Origin of the sequence: Halovivax cerinus, from assembly GCF_024498195.1 — an archaeon.
In the GTDB taxonomy this organism is placed as follows: domain Archaea; phylum Halobacteriota; class Halobacteria; order Halobacteriales; family Natrialbaceae; genus Halovivax; species Halovivax cerinus.
In genome coordinates this window covers 2196911-2212190 of the sequence record NZ_CP101824.1, presented here as the reverse complement: position 1 = coordinate 2212190, position 15280 = coordinate 2196911, and the positions used below count along the sequence as shown (strand labels likewise).

Genomic DNA, 15280 nt, shown 5'->3' with positions numbered 1-15280 from the left:
CACCTATGTCAGAGGCACAATCAGTTACCGACGACACACGCAAAGCACGCGACCTGACCGCCTTCCAGAACAACATCCTGACGATCCTGTCGACCGAGCCCATGTACGGGCTGGCGATCAAGCGGGAGCTGGAAGACTACTACGGCACCGAGGTCAATCACGGACGACTCTACCCCAACCTCGACGAGCTCGTCGACCTGGACCTGATCGAGAAGAGCGAACTGGACAAGCGAACGAACCAGTACGAACTCACCGACGAGGGCTACGACGCCGTCATCGACCAGCTCGAGTGGACGCTCTCGAAGGTCGTAACGAACGACGAGCGCGCGAGCGAGATCGAATCGATCGTCGACGGCAGCTACTGACGAAAACCGACCACTACCGGTTTTTCCGCCGTCACCGCCGAGCAACGGCGACTCGATACCGCCGCCGCGTACGGGTTCCGTTCCGCGCGCGGACTCTGCGCACGGACTACGATTCGCCGGTGCGTGTAGGCGAGGTACTCCCGTCTCCCCTGGATCACGTGCCTCGTTCGGACCTGCCGGCGCTCCGACCCGGCGAGTCGTCCATGTCGGGTGGTGTGAACGCCGGCGGTTCGACGCCGGCAACCGCGAATGTGATCTCGATCGAGTCGACGACGACAGCTCTGGCGTCGGGGTCCGGCCAGGCGTTGCGGACGTAGTACTCGCCGAGGAACTGTTCGATCTCGTCCGCCGTCGCCGCCGTCATCGGTTTGGCGCAGTGGTTGCCCATGAAATCCGCGAACGCCGACGCGTTCGCCGCGTGGACGTCTCCGGCTTCGGAGCGCACGCGCTCGACCAGGTCGCGGTTGTCCGCGTCGAGGGCCGCCCAGTCGTCGGGGTCCCCGGGCCCAGAGAGCGACCGTTCGACGGCCGTCGAGAGGTCGTCGATGCGCTCCGTGCGGACGACGCCGTCCTCCAGCCAGTGTTCGGGGTGACAGACCAGCGTGTCGTCCGCCTCTCTCACACGCGCGGCGTAGTCGTACTCGGCGACGATCTCGTCGCGCCGCTGGATGTAGGCCGCACGCTCGTCCGGGTCCGTCGCGTTCCGGGCCAGGCGAGTGAGTCGTTCGGCTTCCGCGACGACGTCGTCAGGAAGGGGCGCGTCGGCGGCGTCCCGGGGTGAGCGGTCACCGCCACGCGACCGTTCGCCGTCGTCGGGAGCGCCGCCAGAGCCGGAATCGTCCGCGGGGGAGTCGTCCATACCACGGCTAGTCCCGAGGGCGTTTTTGGCCTGTCGGTCGCGCCGGCCGAGGGGGTAGTCGGAACGAGCGCTCGATCGAGTCCGGTGAGCAACTACGACCGTCGATCGACACGGGTGCTGACAGTGGCCCTGCTGGAGTCCACGGGCGACGGCGCGTCAGGCGCGATCGAGAGCCTCGTTCGCGAGGTCGTCCGCGTGCTCGTTGGCCTCGCGCGGAACGTGCTCGATGGTCCACTCGTCGAACGACGAGAGGTGCTCGACGACCGTCACGCGTTTCTCTCTGAGTACCGGATCGTTCGTATCGTACGCGCCGGTGACCTGTTTGACGATCAGTTCGGAGTCGCCGCGGCAGTGGACCTCGTCGAAACCGTACTCGCGGGCGGCCTCGAGGGCCGCGATCAGGGCCTCGTACTCGGCCTGGTTGTTGGTCGCCTCGCCGATGGTGTCGCTCCCCTCCGCGACGATCCCGTCGCCGGTGACGAGAACCCAACCGATCCCCGCCGGTCCGGGGTTGCCGCGTGACCCGCCGTCCCAGTAGAGGTGGACCCGACCGCCGGACTCGCGGAGGATCGCCTCGATGTCGCGCGGGTTCGCTCCCTGAATCACGACCTTGCCGTCGTAGGCGACGGCCGTCGCCTCGCCGCGACTCGCCCGCCAGCGTTCGTGATCGGTGTTGCCCGCCTCGATCGACACGCCCGCGGATTCGAGTCGCTCGCGCGCACCGTCGACGTCGCATTCGATGGTCGGCATCTGTCGGAGGGAACGGTATTCACGGTAAAACTTTTCTGGTTTCGTCCGAAAAATCTACTCAAACCACCGCTCTCCCTGCCGATTCCTGGGGGAGGAGCCGATCAGGTACTCGCACCCGCCAAAGTCTTATATACCTGGAAGATGCTACTATAAAAGTGCGATGACACGGTCCACCCGCCAGCGGGAGCGCACGCGTGAGACGGTCGAGGACGACGAACAAGAGGGGATTCGGACCTGCCCGGAGTGTGAGTCCGACAATCTCGTGAAAGATTCTGATCGGGGGGAGCTCATCTGTGAAGATTGTGGGCTCGTCGTCGAGGAGGAGAAGATCGACCCGGGCCCGGAGTGGCGCGCGTTCAACCACCAGGAACGCCAGGAGAAGTCCCGCGTCGGCGCGCCGACGACCCAGACGATGCACGACAAGGGGCTGACGACGACCATCGACTGGAAGGACAAGGACGCCTACGGGCGCTCGATCTCCTCGAAGAAGCGCAGTCAGATGCATCGGCTGCGAAAGTGGCAAGAGCGCATCCGGACGAAAGACGCCGGCGAACGCAACCTGCAGTTCGCCCTCTCCGAGATCGACCGGATGGCCTCCGCGCTCGGCGTCCCGCGATCGGTCCGGGAGGTCGCGTCGGTCATCTATCGACGCGCACTGAAAGAAGACCTCATCCGCGGGCGGTCCATCGAGGGCGTCGCGACGTCGGCACTCTACGCGGCCTGCCGGAAGGAAGGCATTCCGCGTAGTCTCGAGGAGATTTCTGAAGTATCCCGGGTCGAACGCAAGGAGATCGGGCGAACCTATCGCTACATCTCCCAGGAACTCGGCCTCGAGATGCGACCCGTCGACCCCAAGAAGTACGTTCCCCGCTTTTGCTCCGAACTCGAACTCTCCGAAGAGGTCCAGACCAAGGCCAACGAGATCATCGAGAAGACCGCCGAGGAGGGACTCCTCTCGGGCAAGTCGCCAACCGGCTACGCCGCCGCGGCCATCTACGCCGCCTCGCTGCTCTGTAACGAGAAGAAGACCCAGCGCGAGGTCGCCGACGTCGCGCAGGTGACCGAAGTGACGATTCGGAACCGCTACCAGGAACAGATCGAAGCGATGGGCATCCACGGCTAGATCCCGACGCGTCTTGCGCTTCTTCTCACGGTACCGTCCACCGGATGGACTGTTCGATTCCGTCGTATCGACCCAGCGCCGCCGATACCCCGGCGGGCGGACTCAACATTCAACACCACCCGGCGCGTAGCCGATATCGAATGCGCCTCGACGAGTATATCGAGGACCTGGAACCCGACGAGGAGGCCGAGCGTCGGCGCCTCGCGAAAGAGAAGTCCTACGCGATCACGGACCACCTCTCGGACGTCGAGCGCCGCTTCGACGACGTCATCAGCGGTGACTCCCTCGTCGGATCGAGCGCGCCCTCCATCTTCGTCGGGCGATCGAACTACCCCGACATCCCGGTGGGGCTGCTCTCGCCCGTAGGCGACGAAGATCACGCCGAAGAGTACGTCACCGACGGGCAGTGGTACCAGCAGGGGTACGGCATCGACGACGTCCTCCAGCGGCGCACCGGTCTGTTGAACTCGAGCAAGCGGGCCAACGTCGACGCCCCAAGCATCGCCTCGCGGCTCGCCCCGTCGGTCCACGACGTCTGGGACGGCTTCGTCGGCGTCCAGCGCGAGGTCGCCATCGCGGACCGTCCGGTCGATCTGGAGATCGGCCTGGACGGCAAACCCGATCTGAACCTCGACGTGGGGACGGACGTCGCCACACCCAGGGGACCGCGGGCGACCGCGCGCGACGCCGAACTCCGCGAGAACCCACACGTGCCGAAGCAGGTCGAGAAGACCCTGGAGGACGACGACTGGCAGGCACAGGGCGCGATGAATTACCTCTACCGCCGCGGGTTCGACGTCTACGAGATCAACTCGATCCTCTCGGCCGGTGCCCTCGGCGAGGCCGAGAATCGCCGGCTCGTTCCCACTCGCTGGTCGATCACGGCCGTCGACGACGCCGTCGGCGAGTACCTTCGGGGGCGCATCCGTAACCGGCCGAGCATCGATGAGGTCCAGGTCTGGATGAACGAGTACGTCGGCAACCGCTACTGGGTGATCCTGGCACCAGGCACCTGGGAGTTCGAACTCGTCGAGATGAAAGCCCCCGGCAGCGTCTGGAACCCTGCACCGTCGGGGAACATCTGGATGGGCAGCGCGAGTGAGGGCTACGAGGGCCGATCGAGCTACGTCGAGGAGACCGCGGGTGCCTACTACGCTTCCCGACTCGGTGTACTCGAACACCTGGAGTCGATCGGTCGGCAGGCGAAGTGTCTCGTCCTCCGCGAGGTCTCCGACGAGTACTGGGCGCCGGTCGGCGTCTGGCAGGTCAGAGAGAGTGTTCGCAACGCCTTCGAGGGGGTTCCCGGGGGCGCACGCGATCGCGAGCGCGACTCGCTCGCCGGTGAGTACGGGACCGCCGAGACGTTCCACGACGCTGTCGCGACCGTCGCAGAGCAACTCCCCGTCTCGCTCGAGCGACTCCGGCGGAAGTCCGAACTCGCCGCCGGCCTCCAGTCGAACCTCGCCGCGTTCGCGAACCGGCGGTGATCGGCGCCGGGAACCGTCGTTCATCGCGACTGCCGTGGAGGCGAACGGACTTTACGGACCGCCTGCGTTCGAGCGATCGTGCTCGAACTCGTCTTGCTCCTCGCGCTCCTGGTCGGCGTCCCGGTCCTCGTCGTCGCCGTCGTGACGGGGAGCGCCGCGTACGTTCGTGACGGCGCCGAACGAGAACTCGAACGATTGGCCGCAGACGGTTCCGAGCCCGACCGTCCCGCAACCGGCGAGAGGCAGGCGGCCAGAGCCGACGAACGTGACGACGACGGTTCTGACGACGCGTAGCGACCGATCGGGGAACCGCACTCTGAGGCCGTGGTCACTCCGCACGCTGTGGCGTCGCCTGTGGCTCCTCGGGTCCGAGTTGGTGCCAGTTTTCGCTGAAGACGGCGAGGCTCACCTTGAACACCGCGAGCAGGACGGGCCCGAGGAAGAGCCCCAGGATGCCGAGCAGGTAGATGCCGCCGAGGACGCCGACGAGGACGACCGCCGGGTGCAACCCGGATCCCTGATCGACGAAGATGGCCCGGAGATAGTTGTCGATGAGCGAGAGGATCGCGAGACCGTACACCAGCAAGACGAGCGCTGGGACGACCGCACCGACCGAAAGCAGGTAGACGACGGCCGGTCCCCACACGAGCCAGACGCCGATGACCGGCAGGATCGTGACGACGATCATCACGACGGTCCAGAAGGCCACGTTCGGGAGGCCGGCGACGGCGAAGCCGACACCGCCGAGGACGCCGACGACGATCGCCACCAGCAGGTGGCTGAAGATGACCGCCCACGTGACGGACGCGATCTCGGAGAGCAGTTCGTCCTGGACGGCGTCGTGCAGTGGCGCGACGTGGCGTACCCAGTCGAGAAAGCGCTCGCCGTCGAGCAGGAAGTAGTACAGCAAGAACAGAAGCGTCATGAACCCGAAACTGGTGTGGATGGTGGTGTTGATGATCGAGACGAACTCGGAGAGGACGGTCTCGGAGGCCGTGTACGCGGCGTCTTCGATCCCGCTCTCGAGTGCCCCTTCGACCTGTTCCATCCGTTCGGTGGACACCCCGAACCGGTCGACGAAGAGGGATCGGAGGGACTCCTGGACCGTCTCGACGTCACCCCGTTCGAGTTGATCGACGAACTCCGCGGCCGTCGCCAGGACGATAACCGAGAGGACGATGAGCGGGACGATCGCCACGAGTAACACGAGCAGGGTCAACAGAGCCGCCGAAATTCGCGGGCCGACGCTGGCTGCGAGTCGCAGGTGGACCGGGCGCAGCATGAACGCGAGCAACCCGGCGCCGAGTACGTACTGGAGGAACGGCTCGACGAGGAGGTATCCGACGACGCCGAGCCCGAGAATCAGGAGGGCAAAGAAACCGGTCCGAACGTCCATAGGTCGCACTGTCGGCAAATTCATATAAGGCTTCACCTTCACGCCGCCGTTCTCGCGGGCCCGCATTACACCGCGTGTCTACCGGGCCCGCGGTACACCGTACCGTCTACAGACCCCCGACTCGGGGAACTGGCGGTCTATTTTCGATACACGAGACTTGGAACAACCAGTATTTAGTTGGATCGGTTACTATTCTGTCGCGCCACACCCCGTCGTCCGACTGCATTCGGGTATCACGACCGACGGAGTGTCGCGAGCGGCGTCGGTACGGACAGGTCAGAGCGGAATCGGTACGACCTCCAGCACCGAGAGCAGCGGCCCCGGGTCGAAGAGTGGATCGTGGAGGACGAGCCAGTCGAGGAGGACGAGCCCGGCCCCGTGAGCGACGACCGATGGGAGAATCGAGTTCGACGTGTAGTCGACCGTGCCGAAGAGAACGTCGGTCGGACCGGAGAGGAGGAACTCGATCGGCGGTTTCCCTGCGTGGTGAAACATGTAGACGACCGGACTGATGAGAACGGCCTTCATACCGATGGAGCGAACGCCCACGCAGAGCAGTCCGCGGTAGTACGTCTCCGCCGCCAGTGCGAGGAAGAAGAGTTTGAACGCGTGAGGGACGAACGCAGCCGGATCGGCCGACGTCTCCCACAGCGGGTAAAAGTCCCTGATGGTCGGGAACGTGGATCCGACGAGGTAAAACGGCAGGACGAACAGCGCGAGCAAGACGGTGTTCCGGAGGGCGGGGCGGTTGACGCGCCAGCCGATTCGCTCGCCGTGGGCGAGACCGAGCGCGAGCGGACCGCCGAGGAGGAACGTCCCGTCGACGACGACGCGACCGTCTATCTCGGCCGGAACGAACACCATCCAGCAGAGAGTGAACACGGCGCCGGCGAATATGGAGGTCTGGACCCAGGTAAACGGCGAGAGCCGTTCGACGGCCGATCGAATCGGATCGCCCTGTTCGTCGGTGGCCACGGTGGATTACTCGGCCGTCCGAACGGGCCCGCCACCCATCGCGTCCCGGACGTGGCGTTCGAACGTCTGGCGAGAGTCGAAGTACGTGACGTCGATCGTCGAGAGCAGATCCTCCAGTTTGACGGGTCCGTCGGGTGTCCTGACGACGGTTTCGCCTTCTCGGCGGTCGATCTCGCTCGCCTCGATCGGCCAGTGCAACCGTGAACTCACGCGCGCTAGTGGCGCGCCGTCGACCGGTGTGTGCTCGCCGAGTTCGATCGGATTGTCGTCCTCGTCGTCGCCCATACGCACACTTCTCACAGCGATCGATTCAAGGTTTCGCTTCTGACGGTATCCGCCCTGGCTGTGGACGAGCGGTTCGCGCGATCCGTGTGACGCCGCGATAACCCACGCACCGGAGACGAAGTCGGAACTGTGCCGGTGACCGGATCCGGTCGTCTCACTCAGATCAGACCAGACCGGCGTCGAGAGATCGGCGATGGCGGCGTCCGACGGGCGTCTGACGTACTGTTTTGGGTCTCGCTGCCCTTTGCCCGGACATGACTAGTCTCACGGAGGCGTACAACGGAAACAAACGGGAGGTGACGAGCACGCGACGGCTCTACACCGGAACGGGACTCGTTCTCGCGGGCGGGGTCCTGGCCGTCCTGGCCATCCTCGTCGCCACCACCGACCACCTCTCGTTCGTCGCGAGCGGGACGCTCCCCTCTCGGGAAGTCGCCGGGACGCTCGGCGGGCTCGCCGTCCCCGTCGTCCTCGTCGGCGTCTTCACCGTCCTCCCCGCGAGCCTGCTCGCGCAGGTGGCCGCCGCGATCAGCGCGACCATCTGTCTGGTCGGCGTCGTGCTCTTTCGCCACGCCTACCCGAAGCACTGGGCCGGACACGGCCAGGATCTCACGTTCTTCGTCTCCCTCGTCTACCTCGTCGGCCTCTTCAGCGCTATCCTGTGTCTCTTCGTCGTCGTGGTGAACTTCAAGATGCGAAACGACCCGGGTGGCGCCCTCGAGATGAACGTCACCCGTCAGGGTCGGACGAAAGTCGTCGAGGTCGAACGGGACACCGGCGGGGTGAGCGGTGTCGGGTTCCTCGGCGCGACACCGGACGGGGACGTCGAAACCCAGACGAACGCACAGTCGGACGGGTCCCGAAACGGAACCGATCGGATCTCGTCGGCCGTCTCGGACGCCGCGTCGTCCGTCGCCTCGACGGCCACCCGCTCTGCGAGCGGCCGTGCAAGCGGTTCGGCGACCGGCCGGCCAACGCCGACCAGCGACGGCGGTGTCGAGAGCACGGACATCACGTCACCGCTCGACGACACCGGCCGCGTCGATCGAACGACCCCCGCCGAACCGGCCGACCACTACTGTGGTAACTGTCGGCACTTCGAATACCGTCGCGGGTCGAGTGGAATGGTACCGTACTGCACCCACCACGGCGAGCGGATGGACGACATGGACCCCTGCGAGCAGTGGACGGCCAACCGGTGAGAGGTCGCTTCGTCCGAAAGCAGGTCACAGCCCGAGGACCGGTCGAACCGCGTCGATCGCCGTCGGAATCGTCTGAAACCAGCCGTTCTCGAGGCCGTAGAGAATCGCCATCGCCAGTGCGAGCTCTGCTCCGGTTATCAGTAGCGTCACGACGTCTGCGGCGTGGCTGTTCGCCGGGACGCCGATCGGGAGGCCGTACTCCCGGTTCAGCAGGGGATAGAAGACAGCGATGCCCCGGGTGTTCCCGGCGACATCCAGCACGTAGTGGGTGACGATCCCGATCCAGACGTACTGGAGGTTGCCGAACGCGTGCGGGAAGGCGACGAAGCCGACGAGCACCGGCAAGTTGTGGAAGGTCTTTCGGTGATCACCCATCACGGTGTCGATGTCGGGGACGAGTGCGCCGAGGAGGACCGGGACGCCGATCATGAGCATCGCCTGTGCGGTCGACTCGCCACCGCTCGGGTCCACCAGCGCACCGAGTCCGATCCCGACGAGGATCGCGTTCATGACGTGATCCCGTTTGTTCATGCATCAGGAGGAATCACCGCGACGGGTGAATACCTTTCCGTCCGGCTTTTTTCGGAAACCGATAGGCCGCTTTTTTCAGAGATCGTGATTGAACGCGTCCGGCGCGGGTCGATCGAACGGGACGGTACCTCGTAGCGACAGTTTCGAAAGTGTGTGCCCCGTCCGTACCGGACACCTGGATTTCCGGGTCGGTTTCCGATTAGCGATCGACCCGATCACTCGTCTCGACGAGCAATTCGAGCGCACGATCGACGGTCGCCGCCCGGACCGCGGCACGGTCGCCGTCGAACCGCTCGCGTTCGACCTCGACGAACGACGTCTCGGTTCCCCACGGGCCGGCGTAGGCGACGCCGACGAACACCGTTCCGACGGGTGCGTCCTCGGTTCCGCCGGTTGGACCCGCGACGCCGGTGATCGAGAGGCCCCACGTTACGTCGCAGACGTCTCGCACGCCGCTCGCCATCTCCCTGGCGACCGGTTCGGAGACCGCCCCGTGTTCGTCCAGCGCCTCGCGGGTGACCCCCAGGTGCTGGCGCTTCGCGCCGTAGGCGTACGTCGTCAGTCCGACCTCGAAGAAGTCGCTCGCGCCGGGAATCGCCGTCAGCGTCGCGCCCACGAGCCCGCCGGTGCACGACTCGGCGACGGCGAGGGTCTCCTCCGCCTCGCGGAGTTCGTCGGCGACTCGCATCGGCAGGTCGCGATCGATGTCGTCGAACATGGGCGTGTGAACGGGCCGCCCCGTCGTCAAACCGCCGGTCGGACGCGGTGGAGGATCACCTGGACGGACGCGGTGGAGGACCAGACGGCCGGGCTCGGTGGAGGACCAGATGGCCGGGTTCGGCGGGTGGCCAGACGGCCGGGCTCGGTGGAGGACCAGATGGCCGGGTTCGGCGGGTGGCCAGACGGCCGGGCTCGATGGATGACCAGCTGGTCGGACGCGGTTGCGTACAGGCCAGTCGGCCACGTGAGACGATCTACCCGGAGATTACACCGAGTCCCGGTCCGTAAACGTGTATCGGGCTGTGATCAACCCGTCGGCGTCGAACCTGTGGTGATCCGCGAACCCGAACGAGACGGGATCACCGTCCAGTCGTCCCGAGAACGTTCCGCGTACGGATGCCGAGGACCCATCGACGAGGATTTCGTAGATCTCGTGAGACCCATCTTCGAGCGGCCGGTCCCGTTCGTAGAACGTTCGCAGTTCGTCTCTCCCCTCGATGACGCCCTGGCCAGGGCGCTCGTACCGGATGTCGGCCGCGAACAGTGACAGGAGTCCGTCGACGTCGTTCGCGTCGACGCGGTCGTAGTACCGACGGAGCGTCTTTCGGGGTTCGACGCGTTCTCCGCCGTCGGGCACAACTCGATCTACCGTGACTGTCGGGTCGGTCATATCTCACCCGACACGACCGAGCACCTTCAGCGTACCTCGGGACGAAAGAACCACGACCCCACCGTCCCTTCCACGCGTATGGAGTACGAGACGCCGCTGTTCTTCCACGTGATGGCGTACGCGGCCGAGGCCGACCACGACGTCGTCGACATGGTGAGCGGAAACCCAGACTGGGAGCCGCCTGAGGCGCTCCGTGACGGCCTGCGGGAGTACGCCGACTTCGACGCGGACCGATTCCAGTACCCGCCGAGCGAGGGGATTCGACCGCTTCGCGAGGAGATCGCCGAGCGTCGAGGCGTCGACGCCTCACAGGTCGTGATCACGAACGGCGCCGGTGAGGCAAACTACCTCGCGATGGCCCGCGCGCTGGAACGCGGCGCGGGGTCCGAGATCGTCCTCACCGATCCGGTCTACTCGTATTACCCAGGCAAGACGACGATGCTCGGCGGGACCGCCCACTACGTCTCCGCCGGCGCCGACGGGCATCTCGATCCAAGCGTCGTGCGCGCCGCGACGAGCGATGACACCGCCGCCATCGTCGTGAACACGCCCAACAACCCGACGGGCGCGGTGTATCCCGAGGAGACGGTCAGCGAGCTGGTCGAGGTCGCCGAAGCGAACGACGCGATCCTGGTCTCCGACGAGGTATACGACCACTACGACCTCTCGGGCACCTTCACGAGCGCGCTCTCGGTCGACTCCGACCACCGGATCGTCACCAACGCGTTCTCGAAGACGCTCGCGATCACGGGCTTCCGGGTCGGGTACGCGATCTTCCCGTCCCACCTCGTCGAGGACGCCAAGAGCCGCCACATGCTCGTCAACGTCGCCGGCAGCAGACCCGCACAGTACGCCGTCCTCCGGGCACTGCAGGAGACGGACCCGGCCTATCACGAGGCGAACCGCGAACTCCTCCGCGAGCGCGTCGATCTGTTCACCGACGCACTCGACGGGGCTGGTGCGGACTACGTCCGCCCGGACGGCGCGTTCTACGTCCTCGCGCGCTTCGACGACTACCCGGGGACGCTCTCGAACGTCGAGCGGCTGATCGACGAAGCCGGCGTAGCTGGGATGCCCGGCAGTGCCTTCGGGGAGAGCTGCGAGCCGTGGCTGCGCTTCGCGCTCGTCACGCCCCGGGTCGAGGAAGCCGCCGACCGGCTCGCCGAGTACTTTACCTGAGCGGAGACAGCGGTCGCCCAGCGGTCCCGAAGCCGACGATATCCTTTCGATTTCGACGCCGGTCTCATGCGATACCGAGCCAGAAGGATCCTCACGGTTCGAGACCGACGAATACTCGTGCGCGGACTGGCTACTCGACTCCATGAGCGGACTCGACGTCGAACCGGTCGAGAACGGTGAGGACAACGAGATCGAGGTGACGCCGACCGACTCGATCACCGAAGACGACGTCGAGGCGCGGAGTACAAAGCGAATCGACGTGGATGTCGACGACGGATCAGACGAGCCACTCGACGGCCCGTCGTACGTCCTCTACGGCGGAAAGGGCGGCGTCGGGAAGACGACCATGGCCGCGGCGACTGCGCTCGATAGTGCCCGAAGCGGCGCGCGAACGCTCGTGATCTCGACGGATCCGGCCCACTCGCTGTCCGACGCGCTGGACACCGACGTCCCGAGCGAACCGGCGCGATTGTCCGACGACGTCCCGCTCTGGGGCGTCGAGATCGATCCCGAAGCTGCGATGGAATCGGGCGAAACGGCCTTCGGCGGGCCGGGCGGGCCCTTCGGGGGGACGGCCGAGTCCGCAACCGATGACGGGTCCGCCGCCGACCCGTTCGAGGGCGCCGATTCGAATCCGTTCGGCGACGCGGAATCGGATCCACCCGGCGGGGCCGGACCGTTCGACGGTGACGCGGCCGGTCCGTTCGGCGGCCTCGCCGGCGCGATGGGAGGCGAGAACCCGATGGAGGGACTCCTCGGCGGGACGATGCCGGGCGCCGACGAGGCCGCGGCCGTCCAGTTGCTCCTCGAGTACCTGGACGACGACCGGTTCGACCGCGTGGTCGTCGACACGGCGCCGACTGGCCACACCCTCAGGCTGCTCGAACTTCCCGAACTGCTCGACTCGATGGTCGGGAAAGTCCTCACGTTCCGCCAGCGTATCGGGAGCATGATCGATGGGATCACAGGGCTGTTCGGCGGCGGTGAGGGAGACTCGAACGGGGAGTTCGACGTCTCGGACCTGGAGGAACTGAGCGATCGGATCGAGCGCCTCCGAGGGGTGCTTCGAGACCCCGATCGGACAGATTTCCGGATCGTCCTGGTCCCCGAAGAGATGAGCGTCCGGGAGTCGACACGGCTGCGTGAGCAACTCGATGACGTCGGCATTCCCGTCGGCACCGTAGTCGTCAACCGCGTCATGGAGCCACTCACCGACGTGACTGACGCGGTCGACGGCGAGTTTTTGAGTCCGAACCTCGACGACTGTGCGTTCTGCCAGCGGCGATGGGACGTCCAGCAGGACGCGCTGACCGCCGCGCAGGACCTCTTTCGCGGTACCGACGTCCGGCGCGTCCCGCTGTTCGCCGACGAGGTTCGCGGCGAGGAGATGCTCGCCGTCGTGGCGGCGTGTCTGCGGCGGTGACGGCTGAACCACCCAGTACGTACCCCCGCAGGCCCGACCGACACGATCTATTTCGACAATCCGAGTAGTATTCCAAACCGATACTATTTTAAACAATTGAAGGAACCATCACATATGGTTTCGAATGTTAATCGGAAAGGTGCAGTGGGAACGTTCAGTGAATCGATGGGCTGGTTGCGCGAGAATCCGGCCCTCATCCTCGTCTTCCTCGTCGGGACCGTGATCGTGGGATTCGGTTCTCTGATTCCGTTCCTCGGAGCCCTTTTCGGGATCCTGGCACTGTACATCAACGGCATCGCCCAGCTGGTCGCCAGAGACGAACTCGTCGGGGAGACGCCAGACATCAGAGGGGCGGCCGGAGAAGTGCTCGGTCGCTTGCTATCGCTCGTCGGCATCTGGCTCATCAGTTCGGTGCTGATCGGTGTGGGGTTCCTGTTCCTCATCATTCCCGGGATCTACCTCGCACTCCGGCTCTCGCTGGCGCCAGCGGCCTGCGTGATCGACGGTGAGAACGCGTTCGATAGCCTCTCGACGAGCTGGGAGGTCGCGGAGGGGAACCTGCTGAAGATCTTCGGACTGGGCCTCATCGTGTTCGGACTGGTCTTCGCCGCGATGCTCGTCACGACGCCGGTGGTGTTCTTCGCCGCCGGGTCCGAAACCGGGATGGTCGTCGGCCTGGTCGCAATCGTCGTTCTCATCTCTGCGTTCGCCCAGCCAGTCGTCCAGATGGCGTACGCGCGCATTTACGTGGAGAACCGGGAGCCAGGCTCGAACGTCGCTGACTCGGGAGACGACTGGGCAGGCGCGTAACCACACAGCCGACAGTCGACGAGAGACACGATACAGCCGTTCTGACGACGGAGCGCGATCACGGGTCGGGATGGGGTCCCGCTGAGAGCACGAGGACGCGCAGATCGTTCACGTTCGTCCCCGTCGGTCCCGTTCGAAGCAGTGCATCCGCCTCGTCGAGGACCCTCTCCGCGTCGTTCGCAGCGAGCGCGTCGCGTGCGGCCGGACGACGGCCCGAGACGGTATGCGGGTCGACGATCGCCCCCGCCGCGTCCGAGGCGCCGTCTATTCAGTCCGTGTCCACGCTCGCGAGCACCGCGTCCGTGTCGCTCGACGCCAGCTCCAGTGCGCCAGCCAGCGCCAGTTCCAGGTTCGGCCCGCCGGTGCCGCCACCCGTCACGGACACCGTCGCCTCGCCGCCGGAGACCAGAACGACCGGCGGTTCGACCGGGTCGCCGTAGGCCCGTATCTCGGCCGCGACGGCGGCGTGGAACCGACCCGCGTCGGCGGCCTCGCCCGCAATCCGACCGGAGAGTACGACGGATGAGAAGCCGGCCGCCTCGGCTGCGTCTGTTGCGGCGCTGATGGCCGTGCGACCGTTTCCGAGCAGGTGCCAGTGCCCAGGTTCGAACGACGGATCGTCGGCCGTCGGCGTCTCTGCCACCTCGCCCGCCACGCCCGCGTCGAGGTGTGCCACGACCGCGTCGGGCACCCGGTCGACGAGCCCGTATCGATCCAGGACCGCTCGCGCGTCGTCGAACGTGCTCGGATCGGGAACGGTCGGTCCGCTTGCGATCACGGCCGGATCGTCACCGATCACGTCGCTCATGGCGAGCGTGACCACCGTCGCCGGCGCGGCGGCCCGGGCGAGTCGCCCGCCTTTTATCGACGAGCAGTGTTTCCGGACCGCGTTTATCTCGTCGATCGACGCGCCGCTCTCGACGAGTGCGTCGGTGGTCGCCGCGAGGTTCGAGACGACGATCCCGGGGGCGGGCACCGAGAGGAGCGCGCTGGCGCCGCCGGTGACGAGCGCGAGCACGAGTGTCCGGGCGTCCGCACCGCGGGCCCGCTCCAGGAGGTCGGTCGTGGCGTCGACGTTCGGCTCGGTCGGCATCGGATGGGTTCCGGAGACGAGTTCGATGCGGCCGGCGCGCGCGGATTCGGTCTCGCGGCCCGTGGCCGCGCTCACGGGATCGGTCTCGGCTCCAGTGGCCGCACACGCTGACGGGGTCCGGCGCCCTGCGGACGTCACGACGACTCCGTCGTCGATCCGATCGCCGAGAACGGCGTCGAGCGCGATGGCGAGCCCGTCGGCTGCCTTCCCACCGCCGAGGACGAGGAGGCTGTCGAACGTCGAGAGATCGTAGGTCTCGTCGACGACTCGAAGGGTGTCGTCGTCGAACTCGACCGCCTCGTCGACGAGTCGGGACAGCGTCGCGGCGTCGATCCCGGCTTCGAGGCAGGACAGGGCGACCTCGCGAGCGGGCGTCCGTGCGTGTCTGTCGCGACGGTCGAACATGGGGATC

16 protein-coding genes and 1 pseudogene are annotated in these 15280 nt (G+C 66.2%); 8 read left to right on the top strand and 9 right to left on the bottom strand.

Annotated elements, in window-relative coordinates:
• The first annotated feature begins 5 nt into the window (after window positions 1-5).
• Entirely contained in the window at window positions 6-365 is a 360-nt protein-coding gene (locus NO366_RS10315) for a PadR family transcriptional regulator (protein ID WP_256530710.1), read from the top strand.
• Between the two features lie 154 nt (window positions 366-519).
• Here the strand turns inward: NO366_RS10315 and NO366_RS10310 are convergent, their stop codons facing one another.
• Together NO366_RS10310 and rnhA are read right to left on the bottom strand one after the other, a co-directional pair.
• Window positions 520-1224 (bottom strand): DUF7108 domain-containing protein, encoded by a 705-nt coding sequence (locus tag NO366_RS10310; RefSeq protein ID WP_256530709.1) that lies wholly within the window; start codon window positions 1222-1224, stop codon window positions 520-522.
• 156 nt (window positions 1225-1380) lie between these two features.
• The gene (rnhA, locus tag NO366_RS10305; RefSeq protein ID WP_256530708.1) at window positions 1381-1974 is read right to left on the bottom strand and encodes a ribonuclease HI; all 594 of its coding nucleotides are present in this window, start codon (window positions 1972-1974) and stop codon (window positions 1381-1383) included.
• A 160-nt stretch (window positions 1975-2134) separates the two neighbouring features.
• Between rnhA and NO366_RS10300 the strand changes: the two genes are divergently transcribed.
• The 3 genes from NO366_RS10300 (at window position 2135) to NO366_RS10290 (ending at window position 4878) form a co-directional block, all read left to right on the top strand.
• Window positions 2135-3097: a transcription initiation factor IIB gene (locus NO366_RS10300; RefSeq protein WP_256530707.1), complete on the top strand. Its 963-nt coding sequence runs from the start codon at window positions 2135-2137 to the stop codon at window positions 3095-3097.
• Window positions 3098-3237: 140 nt separating this feature from the next.
• Window positions 3238-4584: a DNA repair protein NreA gene (gene nreA / locus NO366_RS10295; RefSeq protein ID WP_256530706.1), complete on the top strand. Its 1347-nt coding sequence runs from the start codon at window positions 3238-3240 to the stop codon at window positions 4582-4584.
• A 78-nt stretch (window positions 4585-4662) separates the two neighbouring features.
• Window positions 4663-4878, top strand: coding sequence for a hypothetical protein (locus NO366_RS10290; protein ID WP_256530705.1), 216 nt, complete (start codon window positions 4663-4665; stop codon window positions 4876-4878).
• Window positions 4879-4912: 34 nt separating this feature from the next.
• On the opposite strand, the gene NO366_RS10285 is transcribed toward NO366_RS10290, so the two are convergent.
• The 3 genes from NO366_RS10285 to NO366_RS10275 all read right to left on the bottom strand — a co-directional run bounded on the left by NO366_RS10285 (window position 4913) and on the right by NO366_RS10275 (window position 7240).
• Window positions 4913-5980, bottom strand: coding sequence for an AI-2E family transporter (locus tag NO366_RS10285; protein WP_256530704.1), 1068 nt, complete (start codon window positions 5978-5980; stop codon window positions 4913-4915).
• Between the two features lie 276 nt (window positions 5981-6256).
• Window positions 6257-6955: a CPBP family glutamic-type intramembrane protease gene (locus NO366_RS10280; RefSeq protein WP_256530703.1), complete on the bottom strand. Its 699-nt coding sequence runs from the start codon at window positions 6953-6955 to the stop codon at window positions 6257-6259.
• 6 nt (window positions 6956-6961) lie between these two features.
• Entirely contained in the window at window positions 6962-7240 is a 279-nt protein-coding gene (locus tag NO366_RS10275) for a DUF5789 family protein (RefSeq protein ID WP_256530702.1), read from the bottom strand.
• A gap of 254 nt (window positions 7241-7494) precedes the next feature.
• On the opposite strand from NO366_RS10275, the gene NO366_RS10270 reads away from it, so the two are divergent.
• Window positions 7495-8442 carry a cell division protein CdpA domain-containing protein gene (locus NO366_RS10270; protein ID WP_256530701.1) on the top strand — a complete coding sequence of 316 codons (948 nt, stop codon included), beginning with the start codon at window positions 7495-7497 and terminating at the stop codon, window positions 8440-8442.
• Between the two features lie 24 nt (window positions 8443-8466).
• Here the strand turns inward: NO366_RS10270 and NO366_RS10265 are convergent, their stop codons facing one another.
• The 3 genes from NO366_RS10265 to NO366_RS10255 form a co-directional block, all read right to left on the bottom strand.
• Window positions 8467-8973: a metal-dependent hydrolase gene (locus tag NO366_RS10265; RefSeq protein ID WP_256530700.1), complete on the bottom strand. Its 507-nt coding sequence runs from the start codon at window positions 8971-8973 to the stop codon at window positions 8467-8469.
• Window positions 8974-9172: 199 nt separating this feature from the next.
• Window positions 9173-9691 (bottom strand): CinA family protein, encoded by a 519-nt coding sequence (locus NO366_RS10260; RefSeq protein WP_256530699.1) that lies wholly within the window; start codon window positions 9689-9691, stop codon window positions 9173-9175.
• Window positions 9692-9958: 267 nt separating this feature from the next.
• The gene (locus tag NO366_RS10255; protein WP_256530698.1) at window positions 9959-10363 is read right to left on the bottom strand and encodes a nuclear transport factor 2 family protein; all 405 of its coding nucleotides are present in this window, start codon (window positions 10361-10363) and stop codon (window positions 9959-9961) included.
• Window positions 10364-10441: 78 nt separating this feature from the next.
• Between NO366_RS10255 and NO366_RS10250 the strand changes: the two genes are divergently transcribed.
• From NO366_RS10250 to NO366_RS10240, 3 genes are all read left to right on the top strand, one after another.
• A complete protein-coding gene (locus tag NO366_RS10250) occupies window positions 10442-11542 on the top strand; it encodes a pyridoxal phosphate-dependent aminotransferase (protein ID WP_256530697.1) in 1101 nt (366 codons plus the stop codon).
• A 142-nt stretch (window positions 11543-11684) separates the two neighbouring features.
• Window positions 11685-12965 (top strand): ArsA family ATPase, encoded by a 1281-nt coding sequence (locus NO366_RS10245; RefSeq protein WP_256530696.1) that lies wholly within the window; start codon window positions 11685-11687, stop codon window positions 12963-12965.
• Between the two features lie 114 nt (window positions 12966-13079).
• The gene (locus tag NO366_RS10240; protein WP_256530695.1) at window positions 13080-13775 is read left to right on the top strand and encodes a DUF7847 domain-containing protein; all 696 of its coding nucleotides are present in this window, start codon (window positions 13080-13082) and stop codon (window positions 13773-13775) included.
• A 58-nt stretch (window positions 13776-13833) separates the two neighbouring features.
• Here NO366_RS10240 and NO366_RS10235 read toward each other — a convergent pair.
• Window positions 13834-15273 (bottom strand): annotated as a pseudogene (locus NO366_RS10235) (glycerate kinase type-2 family protein).
• Window positions 15274-15280: the final 7 nt, after the last annotated feature.

Bases quoted from the DNA above. Each gene is read 5' to 3' on its own strand.
- NO366_RS10315 (WP_256530710.1), top strand. From the start codon at position 6: ATGTCAGAGGCACAATCAGTTACCGACGACACACGCAAAGCACGCGAC.
- NO366_RS10310 (WP_256530709.1), bottom strand. From the start codon at position 1,224: ATGGACGACTCCCCCGCGGACGATTCCGGCTCTGGCGGCGCTCCCGAC.
- rnhA (WP_256530708.1), bottom strand. From the start codon at position 1,974: ATGCCGACCATCGAATGCGACGTCGACGGTGCGCGCGAGCGACTCGAA.
- NO366_RS10300 (WP_256530707.1), top strand. From the start codon at position 2,135: ATGACACGGTCCACCCGCCAGCGGGAGCGCACGCGTGAGACGGTCGAG.
- nreA (WP_256530706.1), top strand. From the start codon at position 3,238: ATGCGCCTCGACGAGTATATCGAGGACCTGGAACCCGACGAGGAGGCC.
- NO366_RS10285 (WP_256530704.1), bottom strand. From the start codon at position 5,980: ATGGACGTTCGGACCGGTTTCTTTGCCCTCCTGATTCTCGGGCTCGGC.
- NO366_RS10275 (WP_256530702.1), bottom strand. From the start codon at position 7,240: ATGGGCGACGACGAGGACGACAATCCGATCGAACTCGGCGAGCACACA.
- NO366_RS10270 (WP_256530701.1), top strand. From the start codon at position 7,495: ATGACTAGTCTCACGGAGGCGTACAACGGAAACAAACGGGAGGTGACG.
- NO366_RS10265 (WP_256530700.1), bottom strand. From the start codon at position 8,973: ATGAACAAACGGGATCACGTCATGAACGCGATCCTCGTCGGGATCGGA.
- NO366_RS10260 (WP_256530699.1), bottom strand. From the start codon at position 9,691: ATGTTCGACGACATCGATCGCGACCTGCCGATGCGAGTCGCCGACGAA.
- NO366_RS10255 (WP_256530698.1), bottom strand. From the start codon at position 10,363: ATGACCGACCCGACAGTCACGGTAGATCGAGTTGTGCCCGACGGCGGA.
- NO366_RS10250 (WP_256530697.1), top strand. From the start codon at position 10,442: ATGGAGTACGAGACGCCGCTGTTCTTCCACGTGATGGCGTACGCGGCC.
- NO366_RS10245 (WP_256530696.1), top strand. From the start codon at position 11,685: ATGAGCGGACTCGACGTCGAACCGGTCGAGAACGGTGAGGACAACGAG.
- NO366_RS10240 (WP_256530695.1), top strand. From the start codon at position 13,080: ATGGTTTCGAATGTTAATCGGAAAGGTGCAGTGGGAACGTTCAGTGAA.